This is a genomic window from Acidomonas methanolica (genome assembly GCF_004346035.1).
Lineage (GTDB): Bacteria > Pseudomonadota > Alphaproteobacteria > Acetobacterales > Acetobacteraceae > Acidomonas > Acidomonas methanolica.
Genome location: NZ_SLZN01000003.1, coordinates 183,732 through 206,796, shown reverse-complemented (window position 1 = coordinate 206,796; position 23,065 = coordinate 183,732). Strand labels below are relative to the sequence as shown.

17 protein-coding genes are annotated in these 23,065 nt (G+C 67.6%); 5 read left to right on the top strand and 12 right to left on the bottom strand.

From position 1 onward, the window contains the following. Positions 1 to 22: 22 nt before the first annotated feature. The 4 genes from ilvC to miaA are packed head-to-tail and all read right to left on the bottom strand — an operon-like array spanning position 23 to position 4,383. Positions 23 to 1,042, bottom strand: a complete 1,020-nt coding sequence (ilvC, locus tag EDC31_RS04315; protein ID WP_042059509.1) for a ketol-acid reductoisomerase — start codon at positions 1,040 to 1,042, stop codon at positions 23 to 25. Then, positions 1,043 to 1,570 (bottom strand): acetolactate synthase small subunit, encoded by a 528-nt coding sequence (gene ilvN, locus EDC31_RS04310; RefSeq protein ID WP_042059507.1) that lies wholly within the window; start codon positions 1,568 to 1,570, stop codon positions 1,043 to 1,045. It lies immediately after the preceding gene. Beyond that, positions 1,570 to 3,363, bottom strand: a complete 1,794-nt coding sequence (gene ilvB / locus EDC31_RS04305) for a biosynthetic-type acetolactate synthase large subunit (protein ID WP_042059504.1) — start codon at positions 3,361 to 3,363, stop codon at positions 1,570 to 1,572. The genes ilvN and ilvB overlap by 1 nt, the downstream gene beginning before the upstream one ends. A gap of 48 nt (positions 3,364 to 3,411) precedes the next feature. After that, positions 3,412 to 4,383, bottom strand: coding sequence for a tRNA (adenosine(37)-N6)-dimethylallyltransferase MiaA (gene miaA, locus EDC31_RS04300; RefSeq protein WP_132126920.1), 972 nt, complete (start codon positions 4,381 to 4,383; stop codon positions 3,412 to 3,414). 86 nt (positions 4,384 to 4,469) lie between these two features. On the opposite strand from miaA, the gene serB reads away from it, so the two are divergent. Next, positions 4,470 to 5,360, top strand: a complete 891-nt coding sequence (gene serB, locus EDC31_RS04295; protein WP_042061502.1) for a phosphoserine phosphatase SerB — start codon at positions 4,470 to 4,472, stop codon at positions 5,358 to 5,360. 30 nt (positions 5,361 to 5,390) lie between these two features. On the opposite strand, the gene fbaA is transcribed toward serB, so the two are convergent. Beyond that, entirely contained in the window at positions 5,391 to 6,491 is a 1,101-nt protein-coding gene (gene fbaA, locus EDC31_RS04290) for a class II fructose-bisphosphate aldolase (protein WP_042061501.1), read from the bottom strand. Between the two features lie 251 nt (positions 6,492 to 6,742). Here fbaA and EDC31_RS04285 point away from each other — a divergent pair, with 251 nt between their 5' ends. After that, the gene (locus EDC31_RS04285) at positions 6,743 to 7,396 is read left to right on the top strand and encodes a TetR/AcrR family transcriptional regulator (protein ID WP_042061499.1); all 654 of its coding nucleotides are present in this window, start codon (positions 6,743 to 6,745) and stop codon (positions 7,394 to 7,396) included. On the opposite strand, the gene EDC31_RS04280 is transcribed toward EDC31_RS04285, so the two are convergent. Both EDC31_RS04280 and putA read right to left on the bottom strand, forming a co-directional pair. Further along, entirely contained in the window at positions 7,378 to 7,935 is a 558-nt protein-coding gene (locus tag EDC31_RS04280; protein WP_042061497.1) for a hypothetical protein, read from the bottom strand. The two genes, EDC31_RS04285 and EDC31_RS04280, sit on opposite strands and share 19 nt — an antisense overlap. Positions 7,936 to 8,082: 147 nt before the next feature. Further along, entirely contained in the window at positions 8,083 to 11,649 is a 3,567-nt protein-coding gene (putA, locus tag EDC31_RS04275) for a bifunctional proline dehydrogenase/L-glutamate gamma-semialdehyde dehydrogenase PutA (RefSeq protein ID WP_042061495.1), read from the bottom strand. Positions 11,650 to 11,792: 143 nt separating this feature from the next. Here putA and EDC31_RS04270 point away from each other — a divergent pair, with 143 nt between their 5' ends. Beyond that, positions 11,793 to 12,245, top strand: coding sequence for an Lrp/AsnC ligand binding domain-containing protein (locus tag EDC31_RS04270; RefSeq protein WP_042061493.1), 453 nt, complete (start codon positions 11,793 to 11,795; stop codon positions 12,243 to 12,245). On the opposite strand, the gene EDC31_RS04265 is transcribed toward EDC31_RS04270, so the two are convergent. Beyond that, the gene (locus EDC31_RS04265; protein ID WP_042061491.1) at positions 12,222 to 13,283 is read right to left on the bottom strand and encodes a threonine aldolase family protein; all 1,062 of its coding nucleotides are present in this window, start codon (positions 13,281 to 13,283) and stop codon (positions 12,222 to 12,224) included. The genes EDC31_RS04270 and EDC31_RS04265 overlap by 24 nt on opposite strands. Before the next feature lie 23 nt (positions 13,284 to 13,306). Further along, positions 13,307 to 15,019 (bottom strand): M28 family metallopeptidase, encoded by a 1,713-nt coding sequence (locus EDC31_RS04260; RefSeq protein ID WP_081797872.1) that lies wholly within the window; start codon positions 15,017 to 15,019, stop codon positions 13,307 to 13,309. Between the two features lie 206 nt (positions 15,020 to 15,225). On the opposite strand from EDC31_RS04260, the gene EDC31_RS04255 reads away from it, so the two are divergent. Both EDC31_RS04255 and EDC31_RS04250 read left to right on the top strand, forming a co-directional pair. Continuing rightward, positions 15,226 to 17,676, top strand: coding sequence for a TonB-dependent receptor (locus tag EDC31_RS04255; RefSeq protein WP_042061488.1), 2,451 nt, complete (start codon positions 15,226 to 15,228; stop codon positions 17,674 to 17,676). 119 nt (positions 17,677 to 17,795) lie between these two features. Continuing rightward, positions 17,796 to 18,719, top strand: a complete 924-nt coding sequence (locus tag EDC31_RS04250) for a LysR family transcriptional regulator (protein WP_042061486.1) — start codon at positions 17,796 to 17,798, stop codon at positions 18,717 to 18,719. A gap of 49 nt (positions 18,720 to 18,768) precedes the next feature. On the opposite strand, the gene wrbA is transcribed toward EDC31_RS04250, so the two are convergent. The 3 genes from wrbA to ppdK form a co-directional block, all read right to left on the bottom strand. After that, positions 18,769 to 19,368 (bottom strand): NAD(P)H:quinone oxidoreductase, encoded by a 600-nt coding sequence (gene wrbA, locus EDC31_RS04245; RefSeq protein WP_042061484.1) that lies wholly within the window; start codon positions 19,366 to 19,368, stop codon positions 18,769 to 18,771. 125 nt (positions 19,369 to 19,493) lie between these two features. Next, a complete protein-coding gene (locus tag EDC31_RS04240) occupies positions 19,494 to 20,354 on the bottom strand; it encodes a pyruvate, water dikinase regulatory protein (RefSeq protein ID WP_042061482.1) in 861 nt (286 codons plus the stop codon). A gap of 4 nt (positions 20,355 to 20,358) precedes the next feature. Then, the gene (gene ppdK / locus EDC31_RS04235) at positions 20,359 to 23,025 is read right to left on the bottom strand and encodes a pyruvate, phosphate dikinase (RefSeq protein ID WP_042061512.1); all 2,667 of its coding nucleotides are present in this window, start codon (positions 23,023 to 23,025) and stop codon (positions 20,359 to 20,361) included. Positions 23,026 to 23,065: the final 40 nt, after the last annotated feature.

The following is a 23,065-nucleotide window of genomic DNA, read 5'->3' as shown; positions in this document are numbered from 1 at the left end:
CGGGCTCTGCCGGGATGCGCCTTCAGTTCCGCGCCTTGTCCACCAGCTTGCCCTTGGCGATCCAGGGCATCATGGCCCGCAGCTTCTCGCCGGTCTTCTCGATCTGGTGCGCGTCGTTGCGCGCGCGGATCGCCTTGAAGCCGACGCCGCCGGACTGGTTTTCCAGGATGAAGTTGCGCACGAACGTCCCGTCCTGGATGTCGTTCAGCACGCGCTTCATCTCGGCCTTGGTCTCCGGCGTGACGATGCGCGGCCCGGTGACGTATTCGCCATATTCCGCCGTGTTGGAGATCGAGTAGTTCATGTTCGCGATGCCGCCCTCGTAGATCAGGTCCACGATCAGCTTCATCTCGTGCAGACACTCGAAATACGCCATCTCCGGCGCGTAGCCCGCCTCGACCAGCGTCTCGAACCCGGCGCGGATCAGCTCGACCAGACCGCCGCACAGCACCGCCTGCTCGCCGAACAGATCGGTCTCGACCTCTTCCTTGAACGTCGTCTCGATGATCCCCGCGCGGCCGCCGCCATTGGCCGAGGCGTAGGAAAGCGCGATCTCCAGCGCGTTGCCCGAGGCGTTCTGCGCCACGGCCACGAGCGAGGGCACGCCGCCGCCCTTGAGATATTCGGAGCGGACGGTGTGGCCCGGCCCCTTCGGCGCGATCAGGAACACGTCGAGATCCGGCCGCGCCTCGATGATGCGGAAATGGATCGACAGCCCATGCGCGAAGGCGAGCGCCGCGCCCTGCCTCAGGTTCTTCTCCAGATGCTCCTTGTAGAGCGCACCCTGGCCCTCGTCGGGCGTCAGCACCATGACCACGTCGGCCCAGGCCGCCGCCTCGCCGGGAGGAAGCACCTTGAACCCCGCCTCCTCGGCCTTCTTCACCGCCGAAGAGTCCGGACGCAGCCCGATGACGATCTCGGGGACGCCGCTGTCCTTGAGGTTGTTGGCGTGCGCGTGGCCCTGGCTGCCATAACCGATGATCGCGACCTTCTTGCTCTTGATCAGGCCCAGATCGGCGTCGCGATCGTAATAGACACGCATTCAGTAAGACTCCTGCTTGGATTTGAAGGTTTGCGGCCCGCGCATGATCGCCGCGACACCTGTGCGCGACACTTCCGCAAGGCCGAGCGGGCGCATGAGATCGACGAAAGCATCGACCTTTTCCGGCGCGCCCGTCAATTCGAAGACAAAGGAACCAGCCGTCGTATCGACGATCCGGGCGCGGAACGCTTCGGCGATCCGCATCCCCTCGGTGCGGGCGTCGCCGGTGCTCACGACCTTGATGAGCGCCATCTCCCGCGCGACGTAAGGGCCGCTGGCCGTGAGATCCGTCACGCTGTGAACCGGGATCAGCCGCGCGAGCTGCGCCTTGATCTGCTCGATCACCATGGGCGTACCGGAGGTGACGACCGTGATGCGCGACAGACCGTCCTCCCGCTCGACCACCGCCACCGTCAGGCTCTCGACATTGTAGCCGCGCGCGGAAAACAGTCCGACCACGCGGCCGAGCGCGCCCGCCTCGTTCTCGATCAGGACCGAGATGACCGCCGTTTGAATCTCGTTCGACATCAGACCAGCGCCATCCCTTCCGCCGTCACCTTCGCCGCATTGGCCTCCGCATCGGGGCCGAGCAGCATCTCGTTATGCGGCGCGCCGGACGGAATCATCGGGAAGCAGTTTTCGTCCTGCGCCACGCAGATATCGGCCACCACCAGCCCGTCATGGGCCAGCATCCGCTCGATGACGGAGTCAAGCTCGCCCACGCGGGTCGCGCGCATCCCCGTCCCGTGGAACGCCTCCGCCAGACGCACGAAATCCGGCAGCGCCTCGCTGTAGGATTGCGAATAGCGCGAACCGTGCAGCAATTCCTGCCACTGGCGCACCATGCCCATGTAGCGGTTATTGAGGATGAAGAGCTTCACCGGCAGGCGATACTGCGCGATCGTCCCCAGTTCCTGGATGTTCATCAGCGTCGAGGCCTCGCCCGCGACGTCGATGACCAGCGCGTCCGGATGGGCGATCTGCGCGCCGACGGCCGCCGGCAGCCCATACCCCATCGTGCCGAGCCCGCCCGAGGTCAGCCAGCGATTGGGCTTGTCGAAATGGAAATGCTGGGCCGCCCACATCTGATGCTGCCCGACCTCGGTCGAGACATACGTCTCCCGCCCGAGCGCCTGCGTCGCCTCGTACAGACGGCGGATCGCATGTTGCGGACGGATGATCGCATCCGGCGCCATGTCCTGCTCGAAGCCGAAGCTGTCCAGCGCGCGCCACGCATCGATCTGCGCCCACCACCGGGTGAGATCCTGCCCCTCGCCGTCCCAGGCCGAGAGCAATCTCTCGATCGTACGGCCGACATCCCCCTGCAGGGCCACGTCGACGCGGACGATCTTGTTGATCTGGGACGGGTCGATATCCGCATGCACCTTGAAGGAATGCGGCGAAAAACCCGAGACCCGCCCCGTCACGCGGTCGTCGAAGCGGGAGCCGAGCGCGATCAGCAGGTCGCAGCCATGCGTCGCCAGATTCGCCTCATAGCTGCCATGCATCCCCAGCATTCCGAGGAACTGCCTGTCCGTGGTCGGGAAAGCGCCCAGTCCCATCAGCGTGGACGTCACCGGGAAGCCGGTGCGCCGCGCCAGTTCCCGCAACCCCTCGGAGGCCTCGGGCCCTGAATTGATGACGCCGCCGCCCGTATAGAAGAGCGGCCGCTTCGCCTGCTTCATCGCGGCGATCGTCCGGCGGATCGCCTCCTCATCCGCGTCGACGCGCGGAGCGTAGACGCGATGCAGCCGCCCCTCGCCCGGCGCGGGAAGCGGCGCGGGGCTGACGACCACGTCCTTCGGCAGGTCGATCAGCACGGGGCCGGGCCGTCCGCGCATCGCCACCTCGAACGCCTCGCGCACGATCGGCGCAATATGTTCGGGTTTCTTGACGAGGTAGTTATGCTTCGTCGCCGGGCGGGTGATGCCCACCGTGTCGGCCTCCTGAAAGGCGTCATTGCCGATCAGCGCCGTCGGCACCTGCCCCGACAGGCAGACGACCGGAATCGAATCCATCAGCGCGTCCACCAGCCCGGTCACGGCGTTGGTCGCGCCGGGGCCGCTCGTCACCAGCACCACGCCGGGCCGGCCGGTCGAGCGCGCATAGGCCTCCGCCGCATGGACCGCCGCCTGCTCGTGCCGCACGAGAATGTGGCGGATCGCGTTCTGCTTGAAGAGCGCGTCGTAAATGGGCAGCACCGCGCCGCCCGGATAGCCGAAAACGACCTCGACTCCCTGTTCGACGAGCACGCGCAGGAGCACCTCGGCGCCGTTCAGCACCATCGTTCCGTTTTCACCCGGCTGTCCCGACGCGTCCATGTGCACGCACCTTCCTCTCTGGTTGAGGTGGGCGGGTTTAGGCCGGGCTCAGCCGCGCGTCAATTGTGTTTGTATGAAAATTTCATATTTTTCCGATTCCCTTTCCAAAAGTTGCGCGGACGGGTCGAACCGCGCGGTGACGCACATCTCGTCCTCCGGCGCGGCGAGGCGGTGATGGTTGAACCATGTCGCCTGCCGCCGCGTGTAACGCCCGGTATTGAGAATCGCCCGCTCCAGCGCCGCCTCCCGCCCCATCTCGCCGCGCAGAAGCGCCGCCAGCTCGGGCACGCCATGGGCGCGCATGGCCGGAAGATCGGGCGACAGCCGCCGCGCCATGAGCGCCGCGACCTCTTCCGGCGCGCCTTGCTCCATCATGGCGTGAAACCGCCTTGCGATCGCCGCGCGAAGATCCGGGCGCGGCGGATCGAGCCGGATCGCCAGGAAACGACAGGCGGCCGGCGGCAATCCCGGCCGCGCGCGCCACCAGGCCAGCCCGTGCCCGGTGCCCCGCCAGACCTCCCAGGCCCGCGCCAGACGCTGCCCGTCCGTCGGGCGCAGGTCGCGCGCCGTCTCCGGGTCCGCCGCCAGAAGACGCGCATGCAGCGCCGCCGCGCCCTCCGCCTCCAGCACCGCCCGCGCCTCCTGCCGCGCGGCGTCGCCGGGGTCCGGCACCTCCACCAGCCCCTCGATCAGCGCACGCAGATACATGCCCGTCCCACCACAGAGAATCGGCAACTCCCCCGCCGCCCAGGCCGCCCGCATCTCATCCAGCGCCGCCGCGCGCCACCACGCCACGCTTCCCGTCACCGCCGCGTCCAGCACGCCGTAAAGACGATGCGGCGCGAGCGCCTCCTCCTCCGGCGTCGGGCGCGCGGTCAGCACGCGCAGATCGCGATAGACCTGCATGGAATCCGCATTGAGCACGCGGCCGCGGAAGTACTTCGCCAGGGCGAGAGCGAGCGCCGACTTGCCCGAGCAGGTCGGCCCCGCCACAATGATCGCGGTCGGAAGGGGTGCCATGGCCTCTCCCTGCCACAACTCCTTCCTCCAGGTAACCGTCCCGAGCGAAGCCGCCTCGGGCGAAGCGCAAAGACACGTCCCGAACTATGTCCCTGCCCTATGTTCTCGTCCTCGTCGCCGACCGCGCCAGCGGCGTGCTCCCTCCCGCCCTGATCGACATCGCCCGCGGCATGGTGCAGGGCGACGCGGCCGTCACTCTCTCGCCCGGCGAGGCGGTGGAGATTCCCTGCCCCGCCCCCGGTCCCGGCCAGCCGACCATCGAGACGATCCGCGCCGTCTGCGCGCGCGAGCGGATCGACGCCCTGCTGGTCAAGGCGCGCGGCCGCCGGAAAGCCGTGCTGGTGGCGGACATGGACAGTACCATCCTCGTCAACGAGACGCTGGACGATCTCGCCGATCTGCTGGGACTCGGGCCGGAAATCCGCGCGATCACGGAAGCCTCGATGAACGGCGAACTCGATTTCGCCGCCGCGCTGCACGCCCGCGTCGCCCTGCTCGAAGGCAAGCCGGCGTCGCGTCTGGAGGAGGTTCTGAACGGGCTCGCCGTCCATGACGGCGCGGAAACCCTCGTGCACACCATGAAGGCGCACAACGCCCGCACAGCGCTCGTCTCCGGCGGATTCACCTTCTTCACACGCCGCGTCGCGGAGCGCATCGGCTTCGATGAGCATCATGGCAACGAGTTGGCCGTTCGGAACGGCATTCTGACCGGCCAGCTCGCCGCGCCGGTTCTCGGACCGGAGACGAAGCTGGTCCAGCTCGAGCGCATCGCCGCCGAGCGCGGCGTCAAACGCGCCGCCACCCTGGCAACCGGCGACGGCGCGAACGACCTCCCGATGCTGCGCGCCGCCGGTCTGGGGATCGCCTATCACGCCAAGCCACGCGTGCGCGCCGAAATCGCCATGCAGGTGAATTTCGCCACGCTCCGCGCGCATCTCTTCGCGCAGGGCTACCCGGCTTCCGCCTTCGTCGCGTAAGGGTTCACCGCCGCACGGTTCACGTGCGGGTCACTTGCGGGCGATCGAGCGTCCGGCCGAGCCCAGCACGGCGAACGAGTCACGCAGGCGATGCACGATGCCCTTCTCGCCGACGCGCAGCCATTTGCGGGGGTCGTAGAATTTCTTGTACGGCGCGCCCGACTCGGGGTCGATCTGGAATCGGAAGGCCTTGGGATGCTCGCTGACGAATCCTCCGACCGCCTCGGCGAAGGCGAACTGGACATCCGTATCGATGTTCATCTTGAAGACGCCGTAGGAGACGGCGGCGGTGATGTCCTCGCGGGTCGAACCCGATCCGCCATGGAAAACGAGACTCAGCGGCCGCTCGCCCTGGCCCGCCGGCAGTCCCGTCGCCTCGGCGACGCAGTCCTGCGCATGCAGCAGGATGTCCGGTCGCAGTTGCACGTTGCCCGGCTTGTAGACGCCATGGACATTGCCGAACGACGCCGCGACCGTGATATGCCCGAGCGGCGAGAGACGCTCCCACGCCACGAGCACATCCTCCGGCTGGGTGTAGAGATGCGCGTTATCGGCGTCATCCTCCAGATCCTCGCCGATTCCGTCCTCCTCGCCGCCCGTCACGCCGAGTTCGATCTCCAGGCTGATGCCCAGCTTCGCCATGCGGGGCAGCAGCCGTTCGCATTCCGCGAGATTCGCCTCCAGAGGCTCGGCCGACAGGTCGATCATATGCGAGGAAAAAAGCGGCGGCCGTCCGGCGGCGACCTCCTGCTCGCTGAGGGCGATCAGCCCTTCGATCCAGGGAAGATGCTTGCGGTCGGCGTGATCGGTGTGAAGGATGACGCAGACGCCATATTCCTTCGCCATCATGTGCACATGCCGCGCCATCGAGGCGGCGCCCAGCACGCGCGCGCGCTCCGCATCCGCCATGCCCTCGCCCGCATAGAAGCGCGCGCCGCCGTTCGAGCACTGGATGATGACGTCGGAGTTGTTGGCCGCCGCCGCCTCCAGCACCGCGTTCACGCTGTTCGTTCCCGCGACGTTGATCGCGGGCAGCGCGTACCGGCCCGCCTTGCAGGCATCGAGGAGGGTCAGATAGTCCTTTCCGGTCACCACACCCGGAGCGAGGGAAAAAGCGGAGTTTGCAGACATGGTCTCATCCCTTGGCAAAAAACGTGACGACGTTCGCACAGACTATCACATAACTGTGTTTTCCATAACATGTTCTCGATTATACGGCTATTGTTCTCACATACACCACCGGCCGCACTCATGTTGGGTTACAATCAGCTACGAAGCTTGAACTGACCGGCCCGTTCGGTCAGCATAGAGGACTTCGTACCCAAAGCACCGCCCTTCATTCCCGCGGCCCCGCTCCCCGGGCCTCAACAGATCGAGCCGACATGACCTCCCCCGTTCTCTCTCTCGCCTCCTCGTCGCGCAGCACCTGTCCGGTCAGCCATGCGAAGCGCGAACAGGTTCTGGCCGGGGCCGAGGCCGTCTTTCTCGAATGCGGCTATGAAGGCGCGTCGATGTCGCAGATCGCCGCGCGCGCCCGCGTCTCGAAAGGGACGCTCTACAATCACTTCGAGAACAAGGCCGAACTCTTCCGCGCCCTCGTGGACAAGCTGGCGCGGGAAAAGCTCGCGGCCATGTTCCAGCCCCTCTCCGCAGGGGAGGAGGATTGTCTCACGCTGCTGATCCGCGTGGCGGAGGAATTCATCCGGGTCATGATCTCCCCCATCGCGCTGGGGCTCTACCGGATCATCGTCTCGGAGGCGCCGCAATTCCCGGAATTGTCGGACATGTTCTGGCAGAAGGGCCCCGCCTGCGCGCGCGGCTTCCTGACGGACTGGCTGCGCCGGCAGGACGAGAATCGCGTGCTGGAGGTCGAGGACTCGGTTTTCGCCGCCGACCAGTTCTTCGCCCTCTGCCAGGCGCGCATCGTCCATTTCCGGCGACTGGAACTGCCGGTCGATTGCAGTGACGAGGCGATCGGCGACCTGGCGCGGCGCACCGGCCGCGCCTTCCTCAAGATTTACGGCCGCGACCGGTAGACCTCGGCCAGAATCGTTTCCGCCCTGTCCTGCGGCAGCCCCCGCCACGCGACGGTATAGGTCACGCCGCCATCCCGCCACTGGATCTGCGCGGGGAAAGTATCGCCCATCGCGTGTTCGGGCGTGAACCAGAGATTCGGGCCGACCCGCCGCGTCAGCACACGGCCCCGCATGTCCTTCAATATCTCCGGGAACGTCCCCGGCGTTTCGGCCCGGCGCATGAAGCTTCCATACGCGCAGTACTGCGCCCCGCCGCACGACGCCGTCGCGTCAAAGCTGATCATGCCGGACTCGGGGTCGGCATGGGCATAGAGCGGTCCGCCGCGCCTCGGAATCGCGTGTGGAAAAGCCGGAGGCGGCGCGCCCAGCCGGGCCAGCGCCGCCGCATAGCCCCGCGCCGTTTCCACCGGCGCCACGTCCCGGGAGACCGGCTTGGCCAAGGCAACCGGGGCCATGGCAATCGGGGCCAGGGCAACCGGAGCGAGAAACACCCCCTGAGCCACCGCCCCCAGCACATACGCGCAAATCGCTCTCTTCATGCCACGCTTTCCTTCCTCTCCTCCCCTATAGATCCGTCTGGCGGCGTCAGGAACCCTGCGCGGGCGGACCCGGCATGAAGGACGATCTCGCCGGGAAGCATGACGGCCATTCGGCGGAAAAAGACGCGCCGCCGTCGAAGCGGGACGCTACTGCATCATGAGCGCGGCGTTCCCCCCGGCGGCGGCGGTGTTCACGCTCTTCGTCCGCTCCAGCACCAGCCCGTCGAGCGGGTAGGACCCGTCCGCCCCGGCGACATGCAGCGCCACGAGGGGGCCGGAACGGGCGGCGAGTTCCGCCTCCAGCGCGCGCGCCGCCTCCGGCTCCCGCGCCACCAGCGCCGCATCCACCACGTCGCTCGCCCCCGGCACGTCGAACCATGCCAGCAACGCGCCCGGCAAGGCGGCAAAGAGCGGCATGGACCCCACGGGCACCCTCACGCGGTTCCCCGTCGCCAGCGCGGCGCAGATCTGCGCGCCGAGCGCCTCCCGGCCCGGCCCGGCGCAGAACACCGTCCCACGCGGAACGATCATATAGCTGTTGTCCTCCCCCACCGGCCCCGGCAGGTCCAGCCGCGTGCCGAGCGGCGTGCGTTCCGGCGGCGGCGCGGCGAGGCCTCGTCCCTGCGCGCGCCACCATGCGGCGAATTCGCGTGCCGGAGCCGGGGGATCTTGCGCGAAAGCCGCGCCCGGAGGCGGCGCATCCGCCAGAAGCCGCCGCAGATAGAGCGGGCCGCCCGCCTTCGGCCCCGTGCCGGAGAGCCCATGGCCGCCGAAAGGCTGCACGCCCACCACCGCGCCGACCAGATTGCGGTTCACATAGACATTCCCCGCCGCCGAAAGCGCCGCCGCGTCCTCGATCGCCGCATCGATCCGCGTATGAACGCCGAAGGTCAGCGCATAGCCCGTCGCGTTCACCGCCTCGATCGCCGCCCGCAGCCCGGCGCGCGGCGTGCGCAGCACATGCAGCACCGGCCCGAACACCTCGCGGTCCAGCGCCGCGATGCTTTCGATCTCGATCAGCGTCGGCGGGACGAAGACACCCGCCGCCGTCTCCTCCGCCAGCGGCGCCTGATGCACCGGGCAGCCCCGCGCGCGCATCGCCGCGACATGGGACAGAATCCCCGCCCGCGCGCCTTCGGAAATCACCGGCCCGACATCCGTGTCGAGCCGCGCCGGATCGCCCGTCCGCAATTCGTCCATCGCGCCCCTGAGCATGGTCAGGAGTCGGTCCGCGCACTCCTCCTGCACGCAGAGAATCCGCAGCGCGCTGCATCGCTGCCCCGCGCTGTCGAAGGCCGAGGACAGCACATCGGCCACCACCTGCTCCGCCAGCGCGGAACTGTCCACCACCAGCGCATTCTGTCCGCCCGTCTCGGCGATCAGCGGTACCGGCGCGCCATCAGGATTCAGCCGTTCCGCCAACCGGCGGCGGATGGCCCGCGCCACCTCCGTCGAGCCGGTGAACACCACGCCGCGCACCGCCGCACTGGCGACCAGCCGTGCGCCGACATCGCCCGCGCCGGGAACGAGCTGCACCGCCTCCTTCGGCACGCCCGCCTCGTGCAGCACTGCGACCGCGGCGCGCGCGACCAGCGGCGTCTCCTCGGCGGGCTTGGCGAGAACCGTGTTCCCCGCCGCCAGAGCCGCCGAGACCTGCCCCAGAAAAATCGCTAGCGGAAAATTCCACGGGCTGATGCACGCCACCGGCCCGAGCGGACGATGCGTCGCGTTGTCGAACCCGTCCCGCACCGCCGCGCCGTAATAGCGCAGGAAATCCACCGCCTCACGGAGTTCGGACACCGCGTTGGGCCAGGATTTCCCCGCCTCCCGCACCAGCAGCGCCATCAGCCCCTCGCGCCGCTCTTCCAGCAGGTCGGCGGCGCGGAACAGCCGGGCCGCGCGCTCGCGGGCGGGCGTTCCGCTCCAGCCCGGAAACGCCGCCACGGCGCGCGCGACGGCCGCATCCGCGTCGGCACAGGTCGCGAAGACGATCCGCCCGACCACATCGCCCCGGTCGGCGGGATTGCGGATCGCCTCGCCGTCGCCTTCCGGCGCGACATCCTCCGGCGGCTCACCGCCGAGGCACGCCAGCACATCCTCCGCCGCCAGATCGAGCCCGGCGGAATTCCGACGCTCCGGCGCGAAGAGATCCGGCGGCAGGACCACGCGCGATGTCGTTCCCTTCGCGAGGAACAGCGCCGCCGGTTCGGCAACCAGTTCGTCGATGCCGATCGACTCGTCCTGAATCCGGTTGACGAAGGACGAATTCGCGCCGTTCTCCAGCAGACGCCGCACGAGATAGGCCAGCAACGTCTCATGCGTGCCCACCGGCGCATAGACGCGCACCGGACGCCCCAGCTTCTCCGGCCCCGCGACCTCGCTGTAAAGCGCCTCGCCCATGCCGTGCAGGCACTGGAATTCATAGCGGTCGTCGCTGAACTCCGGCCCCGCGATGGCGTGAATCGCCGCGAGAGTCTGCGCGTTATGCGTCGCGAATTGCGGGAAGATCGCGTCCGGCGCGTCCAGCAACTTCCGCGCGCAGGCGATATAGGAGATGTCCGTATGCGCCTTGACGGTGAAGACCGGATAATCCGCCAGCCCGTCCACCTGCGCGCGCTTGATCTCGCTGTCCCAATACGCGCCCTTCACCAGCCGCACCATCATCCGCCGCCCCGCGCGGCGCGCGAGATCGACGATCCAGTCCAGCACGAAGGGCGCCCGCTTCTGATAGGCCTGCACGACGAAGCCCAGCCCGTTCCACCCCGCCAGCGCCGGATCGAAGGCCAGCGCCTCCAGCAGATCGAGCGAAAGCTCCAGCCGGTCGGCCTCCTCCGCGTCGATGTTGAAGCCGATGTCATAGCGCGCCGCCAGAGCCGCCAGCGCCGCCAGCCGGGGCAGCAGTTCCGCCATCACCCGCTCGCGCTGGGCAAAGGCGTAGCGAGGATGCAGCGCCGACAGCTTCACCGAGATCCCCGGCCCGCGATAGACGCCCGCCCGCGCCGATTCCCGCCCGATGGCGTGGATGGCGCGCTCGTACTCGTCACGATACCGCGCCGCATCGTCCCTGGTAGCCGCCGCCTCGCCGAGCATGTCGTAGGAATGGCGGAAGCCCTTCCTTTCCAGGCGGCGGCTGTTCCGCAGCGCCTCGTCGATCGTCTCGCCCGCGACGAACTGCTCGCCCATCATCCGCATCGCCATGTCCATGCCGCGCCGGATGACCGGCTCGCCGCAGCGGCCCAGCACCTGGCTCAGCGCTCCGGCCAGCCCCTTGCGCTCCGCCCCGGACAGCAGCCGCCCGGAGAGGACGAGCCCCCAGGTCGCGGCGTTGACGAAGAGCGGCGTGTCCCCGCCCACATGGCTTTCCCAGTCGCCGCCGCCCAGCTTGTCGCGGATCAGCGCGTCGCGCGTCGGCAGATCGGGAATCCGCAGCAGCGCCTCGGCCAGACACATCAGCGCCACGCCCTCGCGGGTGGACAGGTCATATTCCCGCACGAGGCTCTGTACCAGCCCCGTCCGCTTCCCCGCGCGCAACGCCGTGACCAGCCGCCGCGCCGTCGTCTCCGCCTGAGCGCGTTCCGTCTCCGAAAGACGCGCCGCAGCAGCGAGCGCCTCCACGCGCGGCATTTCCGCCCCGCGCGTGTGTTCGGTGATCGCCCGCCTCAGGGCGTCGCGCGGCGGCGCCATGGCGCGAAGTCGGGCATAGGGATCGGGCATCGAAACGACTCCGGCGAGAGGAAGGGCGATCCGTCCCCATATCCGGAGTTCGGGAGAATTAATGACGGTATTTGTCTCGACCCGACGAATTCCATTCGGATAAACGCGGCGCTATCCTCACATCATTCTGAAGGATTTGGCCGATGGACGAACTCGACCGCAGGATTCTGCGGATTCTGCAACGGGACGGGCGCATCTCGAACGTCGATCTCGCCCGCGCGATCCATCTCAGCCCGCCCGCCACGCTGGAACGGGTGCGCCGCCTCGAACAGACCGGCACGATCCGGGCTTACGGCGCGCGCGTCACGCCGGAGGCCGTCCAGCTCGGCCTGCTCGTCTTCGTCCAGATCACGCTGGACCGCACCTCGCCCGATCTCTTCGAGCAATTCGCCCAGGCCGTGCAGGCCCTGCCGCAGATCAGCGAATGCCACATGGTGGCCGGCGGATTCGATTACCTCATCAAGGCGCGGGTGAAGGACATGACCGCCTATCGCCATTTCCTCGGCAAGACGCTCGCCCGCCTCCCCGGCATCCGCCAGACGCACACCTACGCGGTGATGGAGGAAGTGAAATCAGACCCTGTCCTGCCGATATGACGCCGCACCGGACCGCGCCTCGGCCGCAATATCCGCCGCCAGCGCGTCCACCCGCGCGACCTCCGCGTCCCAGGCGAACATGAACCGCGCCGCGCCGCCGATGAACTCGTAGAACACCCAGCCCCGGCCCCGCAGCGCGGCCGTCACCTCCGGCGCCATCCGCAGGAACACCGCGTTCGCCTGCACGGGAAAGACCGTCTCCACCCCCGGCACGCCCGCGACGGCCTCCGCCAGACGCCGCGCCGCCGCATTGGCGTGGCCCGCATAGTCGAGCCATGCCCCGCTCTCCAGCACGCCCGCCCAGGGCGCGGCCAGGAACCGCATCTTGGAAGCGAGCTGCCCCGCCTGCTTGCAGCGGTAATCGAACCCGTCGGACAAGGCGCGGTCGAAGAACACCACCGCCTCGCCCACGGCCATGCCGCCCTTCGTCCCGCCGAAGCACAGCACGTCCACCCCGGCGCGCCACGTCATGTCCGCCGGGCTGCACCCCAGCGCGGCGACGGCGTTGGCGAAGCGCGCGCCGTCCATGTGCAGCTTCAGGCCGAGGTCACGGCACACCGCGCTGATCGCCCGGATTTCCTCCAGACTATAAAGCTGGCCCGTCTCCGTCGGCTGGGTGATCGTCACCACGGCGGGGCGCGGGAAATGGATGTCGTCGCGCGTGGTCGCGATCCTGCGGATGGCGGCCGGCGTCAGCTTGCCGCCCTCCGTCGGCACGGTCAGCAGCTTGGCGCCGTTCGAGAAGAATTCCGGCGCGCCGCACTCATCCGTCTCGATATGCGCCACATCCGCCGCGATGATGCTCTCATAGGACCGGCAGAGACTGGCCAGCGCCAGCGAATTCGCCGCCGTTCCGTTGAAGACGAAGAACACGTCCGCGTCATGCGCGAAAACCGCGCGCATGGCGTCGGCGGCCCGGAACGTCCAGTCGTCGCGCCCATAGGCCACGGCGGACCCCTCATTCGCCGCGCGCATCGCCTCCCAGGCCGCGGGGCAGATTCCGGCATAATTGTCACTGGCGAATTGCTGGGCGGTCATATCCCGACAGATCTCCGAAAGTCTCAAAGAGGCGCGCGCGCCGCGGCGCTGTTCTCACGCACGGCCCGGAATTCCGAGTCAGCCTCCCAATACGGCCAATCATGCGAGAAAGCGACACCGCGCCCCACCGCCAGCACCGCCGCCGCGTCCTGCGCCGCGCCGCGCAGATCCCAGTCCGCATGCCACGCATCGCAGGGCTGGTGATAGCAGGCCATGTAGTCCTTGAGCCACCGCGCCCCCGCCGCCTCGCCGCCATTCACGAGATCGAACGCCCCTGCCATGTCCATGACGGCCAGCACCGGCACGCCCGCCCGCGCGAAAGGCAGGTGATCGGCGCGATAGAACGCCCCGCGCTCCGGCATCGCTTCCGGTCGGGTGGTGCGTCCCTGCGCCGCCGCCGCGCGGGCGAAATCCTGCTGCAGACTGTCCTGCCCCGCCCCGACGACGTAGGCGTTGCGCGCGGCACCCCCCATCTGCAACACGTCCATCGTCAGATTGGCCGCCGTCTTCTCCAGCGGCGCCAGCGGATGGGCGACGTACCAGGACGAGCCGAGCAACCCGCGCTCCTCCCCCGTCCATGCGGCGAACCGCACCGTGCGATCCGGCGTCGGCCCCGCGCGCAGCGCACGGGCGATCTCCAGCACGGCGGCGATGCCCGAGCCGTCATCGACCGCCCCGCGCCGGATCACCGTCCCGCCATCCGGCCCCTTGCTCTCGCCGAACGCATCCCAGTGCGCGCCGAACATCACGCTTTCCTCCGGAAACCGCGCGCCCGTGATCTTCGCCAGCACGTTCCGGCTGACGAGACGATCCAGCGTCACCGGCATGTCCACGCTCAGCCGCGTGCCCCGCAACGCGACCGGGCGGAAATCCGGCGCGCGCGCCTTCTCCCGCAGCGCCGCCAGATCGAGCCCCGCCTGCGCGAAGAGCCGCGCCGCCGCGCCGCCCTCCAGCCAGCCCTGAACCGGCACCGGCTTCGCGCCATTCCCGTCCCGCGCGATGTCATAGGCCACGCCGCCCGGCGCGACGACCGTGCTCCACGGGTAGGACGCGCCCGGCGTGTCATGCACGACCAGCGCCGCAACGGCGCCGCGCCGCGCGGCCTCCTCGAATTTATAGGTCCAGCGCCCGTAATAGGTCATGGCCCGGCCGCCGAACTTCCCGGCCACCGCCTCGCCCGGCTTCGCGTCGAAATCCGGATCGTTGACGAGGAAGATGGCCACCTTGCCGCGCAGGTCCACGCCCTTGAAATCGTCCCAGCCGCGCTCCGGCGCGCTCACGCCATATCCCACGAAGACCATCGGCGCGTCCGTCACGCGGATGCGCCGCTCCGGCAGCAATGTGGACAGGCAGATATCGCGCAGCTGCACCAGCCGCATCGTCCGCCCGCCTGTCCGCGCCGTCACCGCGCCGTCCACCGACGGCCGGGTGCGGATCATCGGCACGTCCTGCGTCCAGCCGCCATTCTCGCCGCCCGGCTCCAGCCCCAGCGCCTTGAACTGTTCGATCAGCCACGCGACCGTCACCTTCTCCCCTTCAGTTCCCGGCGCACGGCCCTGAAAGGGATCGGAGGCGAGCGTGCGGATATCCTCCGACATGCGCTCGGGGCTGATCGGCGCGTAGCTCCGCGGCGACGCCGGATCGGCGGGATGCGATGCGGGAGTGGCGGCGCATCCGGCGAATGCCAGGAGAGCGGGCATCAGGAAAGCGGGCGAAAAGGCGGGAGATCGTTTCATACGCGCATTCTAACGCGATCGAAGCGGAATTGTCATGAGCGACATGACCCGAGAGTGTGACGAAAGGACATGAATTGCCTGTAACTATTACATTTTCATGACGTTCTGTCACGAAAACATAACACGACACAACGCGAGATCATTGACTATGGGAACACGCAGAAAAACGACCGGCCTCCCCTGTCGCTGCAAGGAAAATGCGCTCGATGAAGCCCCTCCGCCTTCTTCTCGCGACCACCTGTCTGGGTTGCGTTACGTCACACCCGGCTGCCGCCGCCGCAACGCATCGTCACACACATACGCGCACTCATTCGCGCACGTCCGCATCCCAGGCGACCGTCCCCCGGACGTCCTCCGCCGCACACGGCACGACGGCTGTGGCGCCTGCCGCCGTGACGCGCCCGCAGGCCGTCGAAGCCGCGCAGTCGGAGGCTATCGTGGTCCTCGGCGCAGGCGCCGCGCGCGAGACCCAGACGATCTCCCATCAGGCCATCCAGGAATACGTTCCCGGAACGAGCCCCTTCAAGGCGCTCTCCAAGCTCCCCGGCGTGATGTTCACCAGCTCGGACCCGCTGGGCGCCTATGAATGGTCGCAGCAGATCATCATCCGCGGCTTCGACCAGAGCCGTCTCGGCTTCACAATGGACGGCATTCCCCTCGGCAACATGGCCTACGGCAACGACAACGGACTTTCCATCGGCCGGGCATTGCAGACCGAGAATAACGGCCGCGCGACCCTCACCCAGGGCGCGGGCTCGGTCGGCGTCGCCGCGTCGAACGATCTCGGCGGCGCGCTGGAGTTCACGTCGATCGACCCGTCGGACAAGTTCGGCGTCGACGTCGCCGGAACGATCGGCTCTGCCAGCACCTGGCGCACCTTCATGCGCGTCAATAGCGGTCGCCTGCGCGGTGGCGGAAAATTCTATGCCTCGTACAGCTACCAGGACGCCAACAAATGGAAAGGCGACGGGCAGCAGATGCAGCAGCAGGCGAACGCCAAGTTCGTCCAGCCGCTCGGAGACAATCTGAAGCTCACGTTTTTCGGAGACTGGTCTCAGCACAAAGAAAACGACTATCAGGATCTGTCTCTTTCGACGATCAATAAATACGGATACAATATCGACAACATCACCGGCAATTACGCACTCGCGAAGCAGGTCGCCGGGGCTTATCAGAACTACCTGAAGACCGGCAATACGACTGGCGTCACTCATGATTGCGCGGGCGGATTCGGCACGACGAATTATGGAGATTGCCAGGATTTCGCCTATTGGAATTCGGGCGGCTTCCGTGAGGACGTGCTCGGATATGGTCGTCTTGATTTCAGGATCAACAGCCGCCTGAAAGGCTACGCCACCGTTTACGGCCACACGAGCCAGACGCAAGACCCCTGGGCCAGCCCGGATGTCGCCACCCCGGACTCGGTCGGCGGTTCTCCGCTCTCGATCCGTACGACCGAATACGACATTCACCGTGAAGGGTTCATCAGCAGCCTGAGCTATCATATCGCCAATCATACGATTGAAGGTGGCTTCTGGTTCGAGAACAACAATTTCGAGCAGGCGCGGCGGTTCTATCCGCTGCCGCTGGAGAATCCTCCCGGCAGCCTCCACTCGTATTCGGGGGCCTTCGAGACTCAATGGGCAGGCGCCTTCAACACGAAGACATATCAGGTGCATTTGCAGGATACGTGGCAGATCACCCACGCGCTCAAGCTCAATTACGGCTTCAAATCGCTGATCGCGGACAATACCGCCCGTGCGCAGTCCGGTTATTATCTGAACAATACGCTCCCACCTTCCTATCCTTCGGGAAGTATCGAATCCTCCAACGGCTTTCTGCCGCAAATCGGCGCCAATTACCGCCTGAACCGGCATAACGAGGTCTTCGCGGATTTCGCGCGCAACATGTCGGTCTTCGACAACTCCTATATCGGCGCGACCAGCCCCTTCGCGACCTCGATCGCCGGATATAACGCCATCAAGGGCAAGATCCATCCGGAAATGTCCTATACCGAAGAACTCGGCTATCGCTATCACGACAATAACATCCAGGCCTCGCTGACCGGATATTACGTCGAATTCGAGAACCGTCTGCTCCAGATCACCCAGGGCACCGGCATCCAAGGCAACCCGTCCGTCCTCACCAATGTCGGCGGCGTGACGGCGCGCGGCGTCGACGCGGCCTTCACCTACGAGTTCGCGCCGAACTGGTCGATCTATGCGTCCTATTCCTTCAACAACTCGTTCTACAACGACAACGTCAGCACCGGCACGACGGTCTATGACACGAAAGGCAAGAACGTGGTGGCGATGCCCCGCAACCTCGCCAACGTGCAGCTCAGCTACGACAACGGCTCGCTCTGGGGCAACGTGCTGATGCAGTTCCAGGACCGCCGCACCTATACCTACCTCAACGACTCCTGGGTTCCGGCGAACGACGTGTTCAACCTGAATGTCGGCTATCGCTTTCACAGTCACAACTGGCTCCTGCGCGGGATGGACGCGCAGATCAACGTGACCAACCTGTTCGACAAGCGGTACGTCGCCTCCGTCGGCACGAACGGGTTCGAGTTCTCCGACCCGAACCACGTCTTCGCCACGCTCCAGGCGGCGTCGCCGCGCATGGTGTTCTTCACCTTGCGCAAGCATTTCTGACACGCCATCCTCCGGGCCTCGCCGTCGTTCCAGTCCGAGGCCCCATGATCCGTCCAGACGCGCCAGGCTTTCCCGTATCCGACTTTCCCGCCGTCGGCGCGCCGGGCGGAGCCTGACCCATGCCGCTTCCGGATTTCGAAGCCTGGGCCATTTTCGCGAGGGTGGCCGAATTCGGCTCCTTCGCCCGCGCCGCCGACGCGCTGCATCTTTCCAAGCCGACCGTCTCCAAAGCCGTTGCCCGGCTGGAACTGAGCCTTGCCGGATCGCTGTTCAACCGCACCTCCCGCAAGCTGAGCCTCACGGAATTCGGACGCGAGGCGCTCGCCCACGCCAACCGCATCCTGTCGGCCGGGGAAAACGCCGAGGCGGAACTGCGCGATACCGTGCGCCGTCCGCAGGGTCTGATCCGGGTGGCCGCGCCGATGAGCTTCGGCATCACGCATCTCGCCCCTGTCCTGCCGCGTTTTCTCCAGGACTTTCCGGAAATTTCGGTGAACGTGCAGTTCAGCGACGCGCTGGTCGATCTGGTGGCCGACGGCTACGACCTCGCCGTCCGCATCGCCTCGCTTCCCGATTCGTCCCTGCGCAGCAGGCGGCTCTGCACCATTCCGCTGCTGCTCGTCGCCGCCCCCGAGTTGCTGCTTCGCGAGGGCGCGCCGGATCATCCGCGCGACCTCGCCGGGTTCGACGCCGCGATCTACACCAACAGCCGCGACATCGGCGCGATCACCCTGCGCCACAGGGGCGGAGAGGAATTCATCTGGCGTCAGCGCGGACGGCTCAGCGCCAATAACGCGGAAGGGCTGCTGCCCGCCCTGCGCGCGGGGCTGGGCATCGGCGTCGTCCCGGCCTTCCTCGGCGAGGAGGATCTGCGGGCGGGACGGCTCGTCCGCGTGCTGGACGGCTGGGAGGCGGGGCCGGTCTCGCTCCATCTCGTCACGCCGCCCAGCCCGCTGCGCCCGGCCCGTGTCTCGGCCCTGATGGCCTATCTCGCCGACCAGTTCAAATCCTCGCCCTGGTCGCGGGAGGGGGACGAGGGATAGGGAACGGAAGGCTTCATCATTCTTCTTCGGAATAGAGAGGAAATCCCTCTCACTCCGCGAGCTTCGCCGCCAGCTTCGCCACGCGCGCGCCGAGGAACCGGCCGCCCTCGCGCTCCGTCTCGCTCACGGCGCGGGACCCGTCGCCACCTGCGATCGTCGTCGCCCCGTACGGCGCGCCGCCCTCGACCTCGTCGATCCGCAACTGACCCTGGAAGCTGTACGGCAGCCCGGCGATGACCATGCCGTGATGCAGCAGGTTGGACATCAGGGAGAACAGCGTCAGTTCCTGCCCGCCATGCTGCGACGCGGTGGAGGTGAAGACCGCGCCGACCTTGCCGATGAGAGCGCCTTTCAGCCACAGTCCGCCCGTCTGGTCCCAGAAACTCGCCATCTGCGAAGGCAGACGGCCGAAGCGCGTCGGCGCGCCGAGGATGATTGCGTCATACTCCGGCAGTTCCTGCGGATCGGCGACCGGCGCGGCCTGCTCGGTCTTGAAATGATGCGCCTTCGCGATCTCCTCCGGCACCAGCTCCGGCACGCGCTTGACGACCGCCTCGGCCCCGACGCTCCGCACGCCCTCCGCGATCGCTCCGGCCAACGTCTCCACATGGCCGTAACTCGAATAATACAGCACCAGAACCTTGGTCATGGAACAATCTCCCTTCTCTATCCGCCCGCCCCGGCGGTCGGAAGAATGGTAGGCCATTCCGGCTGGACATAAATCCGAAATCGTCGCAACGGATCAGTTCCCGATTTTTACTCCCGATCCGCCCGCTATGACCCGACGGGCAGGGCCGCCGCATGCTTCTCCGCCCATTCATCGGCGCGCGCCATGACCTCGGCCGCCGTTTCCTCGATGGACCGATGCGTCACGTCGATCATCGGCCAGCCCTGGGCGCGACACAGCCGCCGCGCCCAGAGCGCCTCCGCCGCCACCTGATCGTAATCGATATAGGGAGACTCCCGCTCGATCTCCCGGATCGTCCGGCTGGCGCTGTCCGCCTTGAGCCTGTGCCGCCGGATATCCACCAGCCGGCGCGCGTCGATCGTCAGCGCCACCACCGGCCGGTCGATGGTCAGCAATTCGGGCGGCAACGGCGCCTCGCGGATCAGCGGCACGTTCGCCACCTTCACCGCGCGATTATTGGCGAGATAGAAGGCCGTCGGCGTCTTGGAACAGCGCGACAGCCCGACGAGCACGAGATCCGCCTCCCTGAGCCCGCCGACGGCCTGGCCGTCATCATGGGACAGAACGAAATCGATCGCCGCGATCCGGCGGAAATAGGCCTCGTCCAGCACATATTGCGACCCGGCGCGGCAGACCGCCTTCTCGCCCAGCGCCTCCTGCAACAGGCCGATCACAGGGTCGAGCGGCTGCTGGAGCCGCAGCCCGAGCCGCTCGCACTGACGCTCCAGCTCCCGCCGGAGCGTCGCGTCCATGATGGAGGCGAAGACCACACCCCCCGTCGTCTCAAGCCCCCGCACCACGCGGAGCAGCGCCGCCCGCGTCCGCACCAGCGTCCAGGAATGCCAGCTCACATGCGGATGGGCGAACTGCGCCACCGCGGCGCGAAGGGTGGCGTGAAGCATCTCCCCCGTGGCGTCGGAGACCAGATGGATGTCGAGCGCCGGCATCCCTTCACGCCTCGGCGGACAGGCGCGCCTTCAGGGCCGCCTGCGCGGCGGCGAGCCGCGCGACGGGGACGCGATAGGGCGAGCAGGAGACGTAATCGAGGCCGATCTTTTCGCAGAAGGCGATGGAGGCCGGATCGCCCCCATGCTCGCCGCAAATGCCCATCTTCAGCGTCGGCTTCACCTGCCGCCCCTTGCGCGCGGCGATGGCGACGATCTCGCCGACCCCTTCGAAATCGATGCTGACGAACGGATCTTTCGGCAGCAGACCCTTCTCGACATAAGTCGGCAGGAAGCTCCCCGCATCGTCGCGCGACAGGCCGAAGACCGTCTGGGTCAGGTCGTTGGTGCCGAAGGAGAAGAAATCCGCATGGGCCGCGATGCGATCCGCCGTCAGCGCGGCGCGCGGCAGTTCGATCATGGTGCCGATGCTGTAGTCGACATGCCCGTCCAGCCCTTCCACGCCCGCCGCGACCTTCTCGGCCTCGCCGCGCGTATAGGCGAGTTCCGTCTCCATCCCGACGAGCGGGATCATGATCTCCGGCCGCACGATCTCCCCCGTCTCCCGCGCCACCGCCACCGCCGCCTCCAGCACGGCGCGCACCTGCATCGCATAGATTTCCGGCGCGGTGACGCCCAGACGGCATCCGCGATGGCCGAGCATGGGATTGCTCTCCGACAGCGCCGCCACCCGCGCGCGCGCCTCCTCCAGCGACAGGGACAGCCCCCGCGCCACCTCGGCCAGCTCTGCGTCCCCATGCGGCAGGAACTCGTGCAGCGGCGGATCGAGCAGACGCACCGTGACCGGCAGCCCCGCCATGATGCGGAACAGCGCCGCGAAATCCGCGCGCTGGAACGGCATGAGATCATCCAGCGCCGCGCGCCGCCCGGCCGCGTCCGGCGCCAGAATCATCCGGCGCACCGCGCCGATGCGATCCGGGGCGAAGAACATATGCTCCGTGCGGCACAGGCCGATCCCCTCCGCGCCGAAGCGCCGCGCCGTCGCCGCGTCGTCGGGCGTCTCGGCGTTCGCGCGCACGCCCAGCCGCCGCACGGAATCCGCCCAGCCCATCAGCGTCGCGAAATCGCCGGAAAGCCGCGGCTCGACCGTCGCCACCCTGCCGAGGAACACCTCGCCCGTGCCGCCATCGAGCGTGATCCAGTCGCCCCGCCGCAGCACATGTCCGTCCGCGGTCAACGTCCCGGCCTTGTAGTCGATCCGGATATCGCCCGCCCCGGCGACGCAGACGCGCCCCATTCCGCGCGCCACGACCGCCGCATGACTCGTCATGCCGCCACGGGTCGTCAGCACGCCGCGCGCCGCATGCATCCCGTGCACGTCCTCCGGACTGGTCTCGACCCGCGCGAGAATGACGTCCTCACCCTTCAGCGCGCGCGCCTCCACCTCCTCGGCGGTGAAGACCAGCGCGCCCGACGCCGCGCCCGGCGAGGCCGGCAGCCCCCGCGCGATCCGCACGCGCTCGGCCTCGGGGTCGAGCGCCGGATGCAGCAACTGGTCGAGCGACGCGGGCGGCACGCGCAGGATCGCCTCCTCGTGCGAAATCTGTCCCGCCTCGGCCATGTCCACCGCGATCCGCAACGCCGCCGCCGCCGTGCGCTTCCCGGTGCGGGTCTGCAACATGTAGAGCGTGTTGCGCTGGACGGTGAACTCGATGTCCTGCATGTCGCGGTAATGCGCTTCCAGCATCTCGCGCACATGCAGAAGCTCGGCATAGGCGCCCGGCAGCGCCTTTTCCATCGAGATCTCGCCCGGCTTGGCCCGCGCCTCGGACATGGGTTGCGGCGTGCGGATTCCCGCCACCACGTCCTCGCCCTGCGCATTGACCAGATATTCGCCGTAGAACACGTTCTCGCCGGTGGACGGGTCGCGGGTGAAGCACACGCCGGTCGCGCAATCCTCGCCCATATTGCCGAAGACCATGGCCTGCACGTTGACGGCCGTGCCCCATTCGGCGGGAATGTCGTGCAGGCGGCGATAGGTGATGGCGCGCGGATTCATCCAGGAGCCGAACACCGCCCCGATCGCTCCCCAGAGCTGGTCGCGCGGCGTCTGCGGGAAAGCCTGGCCCGTCTCCTGCCGCACGATATCCTGATAGAAACTGACGACCTCCCGCCAGTCTGCGGCGGAAAGCTCCGTGTCCTCCGTGAGGTCGAGCGCGGATTTGCGCGCCTCGATCACGTCCTCGAAGAGATGATGCGAGATGCCCAGCACCACCGAGCCGTACATCTGGATGAAGCGGCGATAGCTGTCCCAGGCGAAGCGCTCGTCGCCCGACTGCACCGCCAGACCCCGCACCGTCTCGTCGTTCAGTCCGAGATTCAGCACCGTATCCATCATGCCCGGCATGGAGACCTGCGCGCCGGAGCGCACCGAGACGAGGAGCGGGCCGGAGGGATCGCCGAACCGCGCGCCGACCTGCGACTCGACCTGCGCCAGCGCGTCCTCCACCTGCGTCCGCAGCCCGTCAGGATAGCGCCGCCCGTCGCGGTAATAGGCCACGCAGACATCGGTCGTGAGCGTGAAGCCGGGCGGAACGGGCAGCCCGATCCCCGCCATCTCGGCCAGATTCGCCCCCTTCCCGCCCAGCAGAGCCTTCATCCCGGCATGGCCCTCGTTCACCTGCGAACCGAAACCGTAGACCCACTTCGTCATGCTCTTCTCCATCCACCCTCTTCCGGGCAAGGCTTCTCCT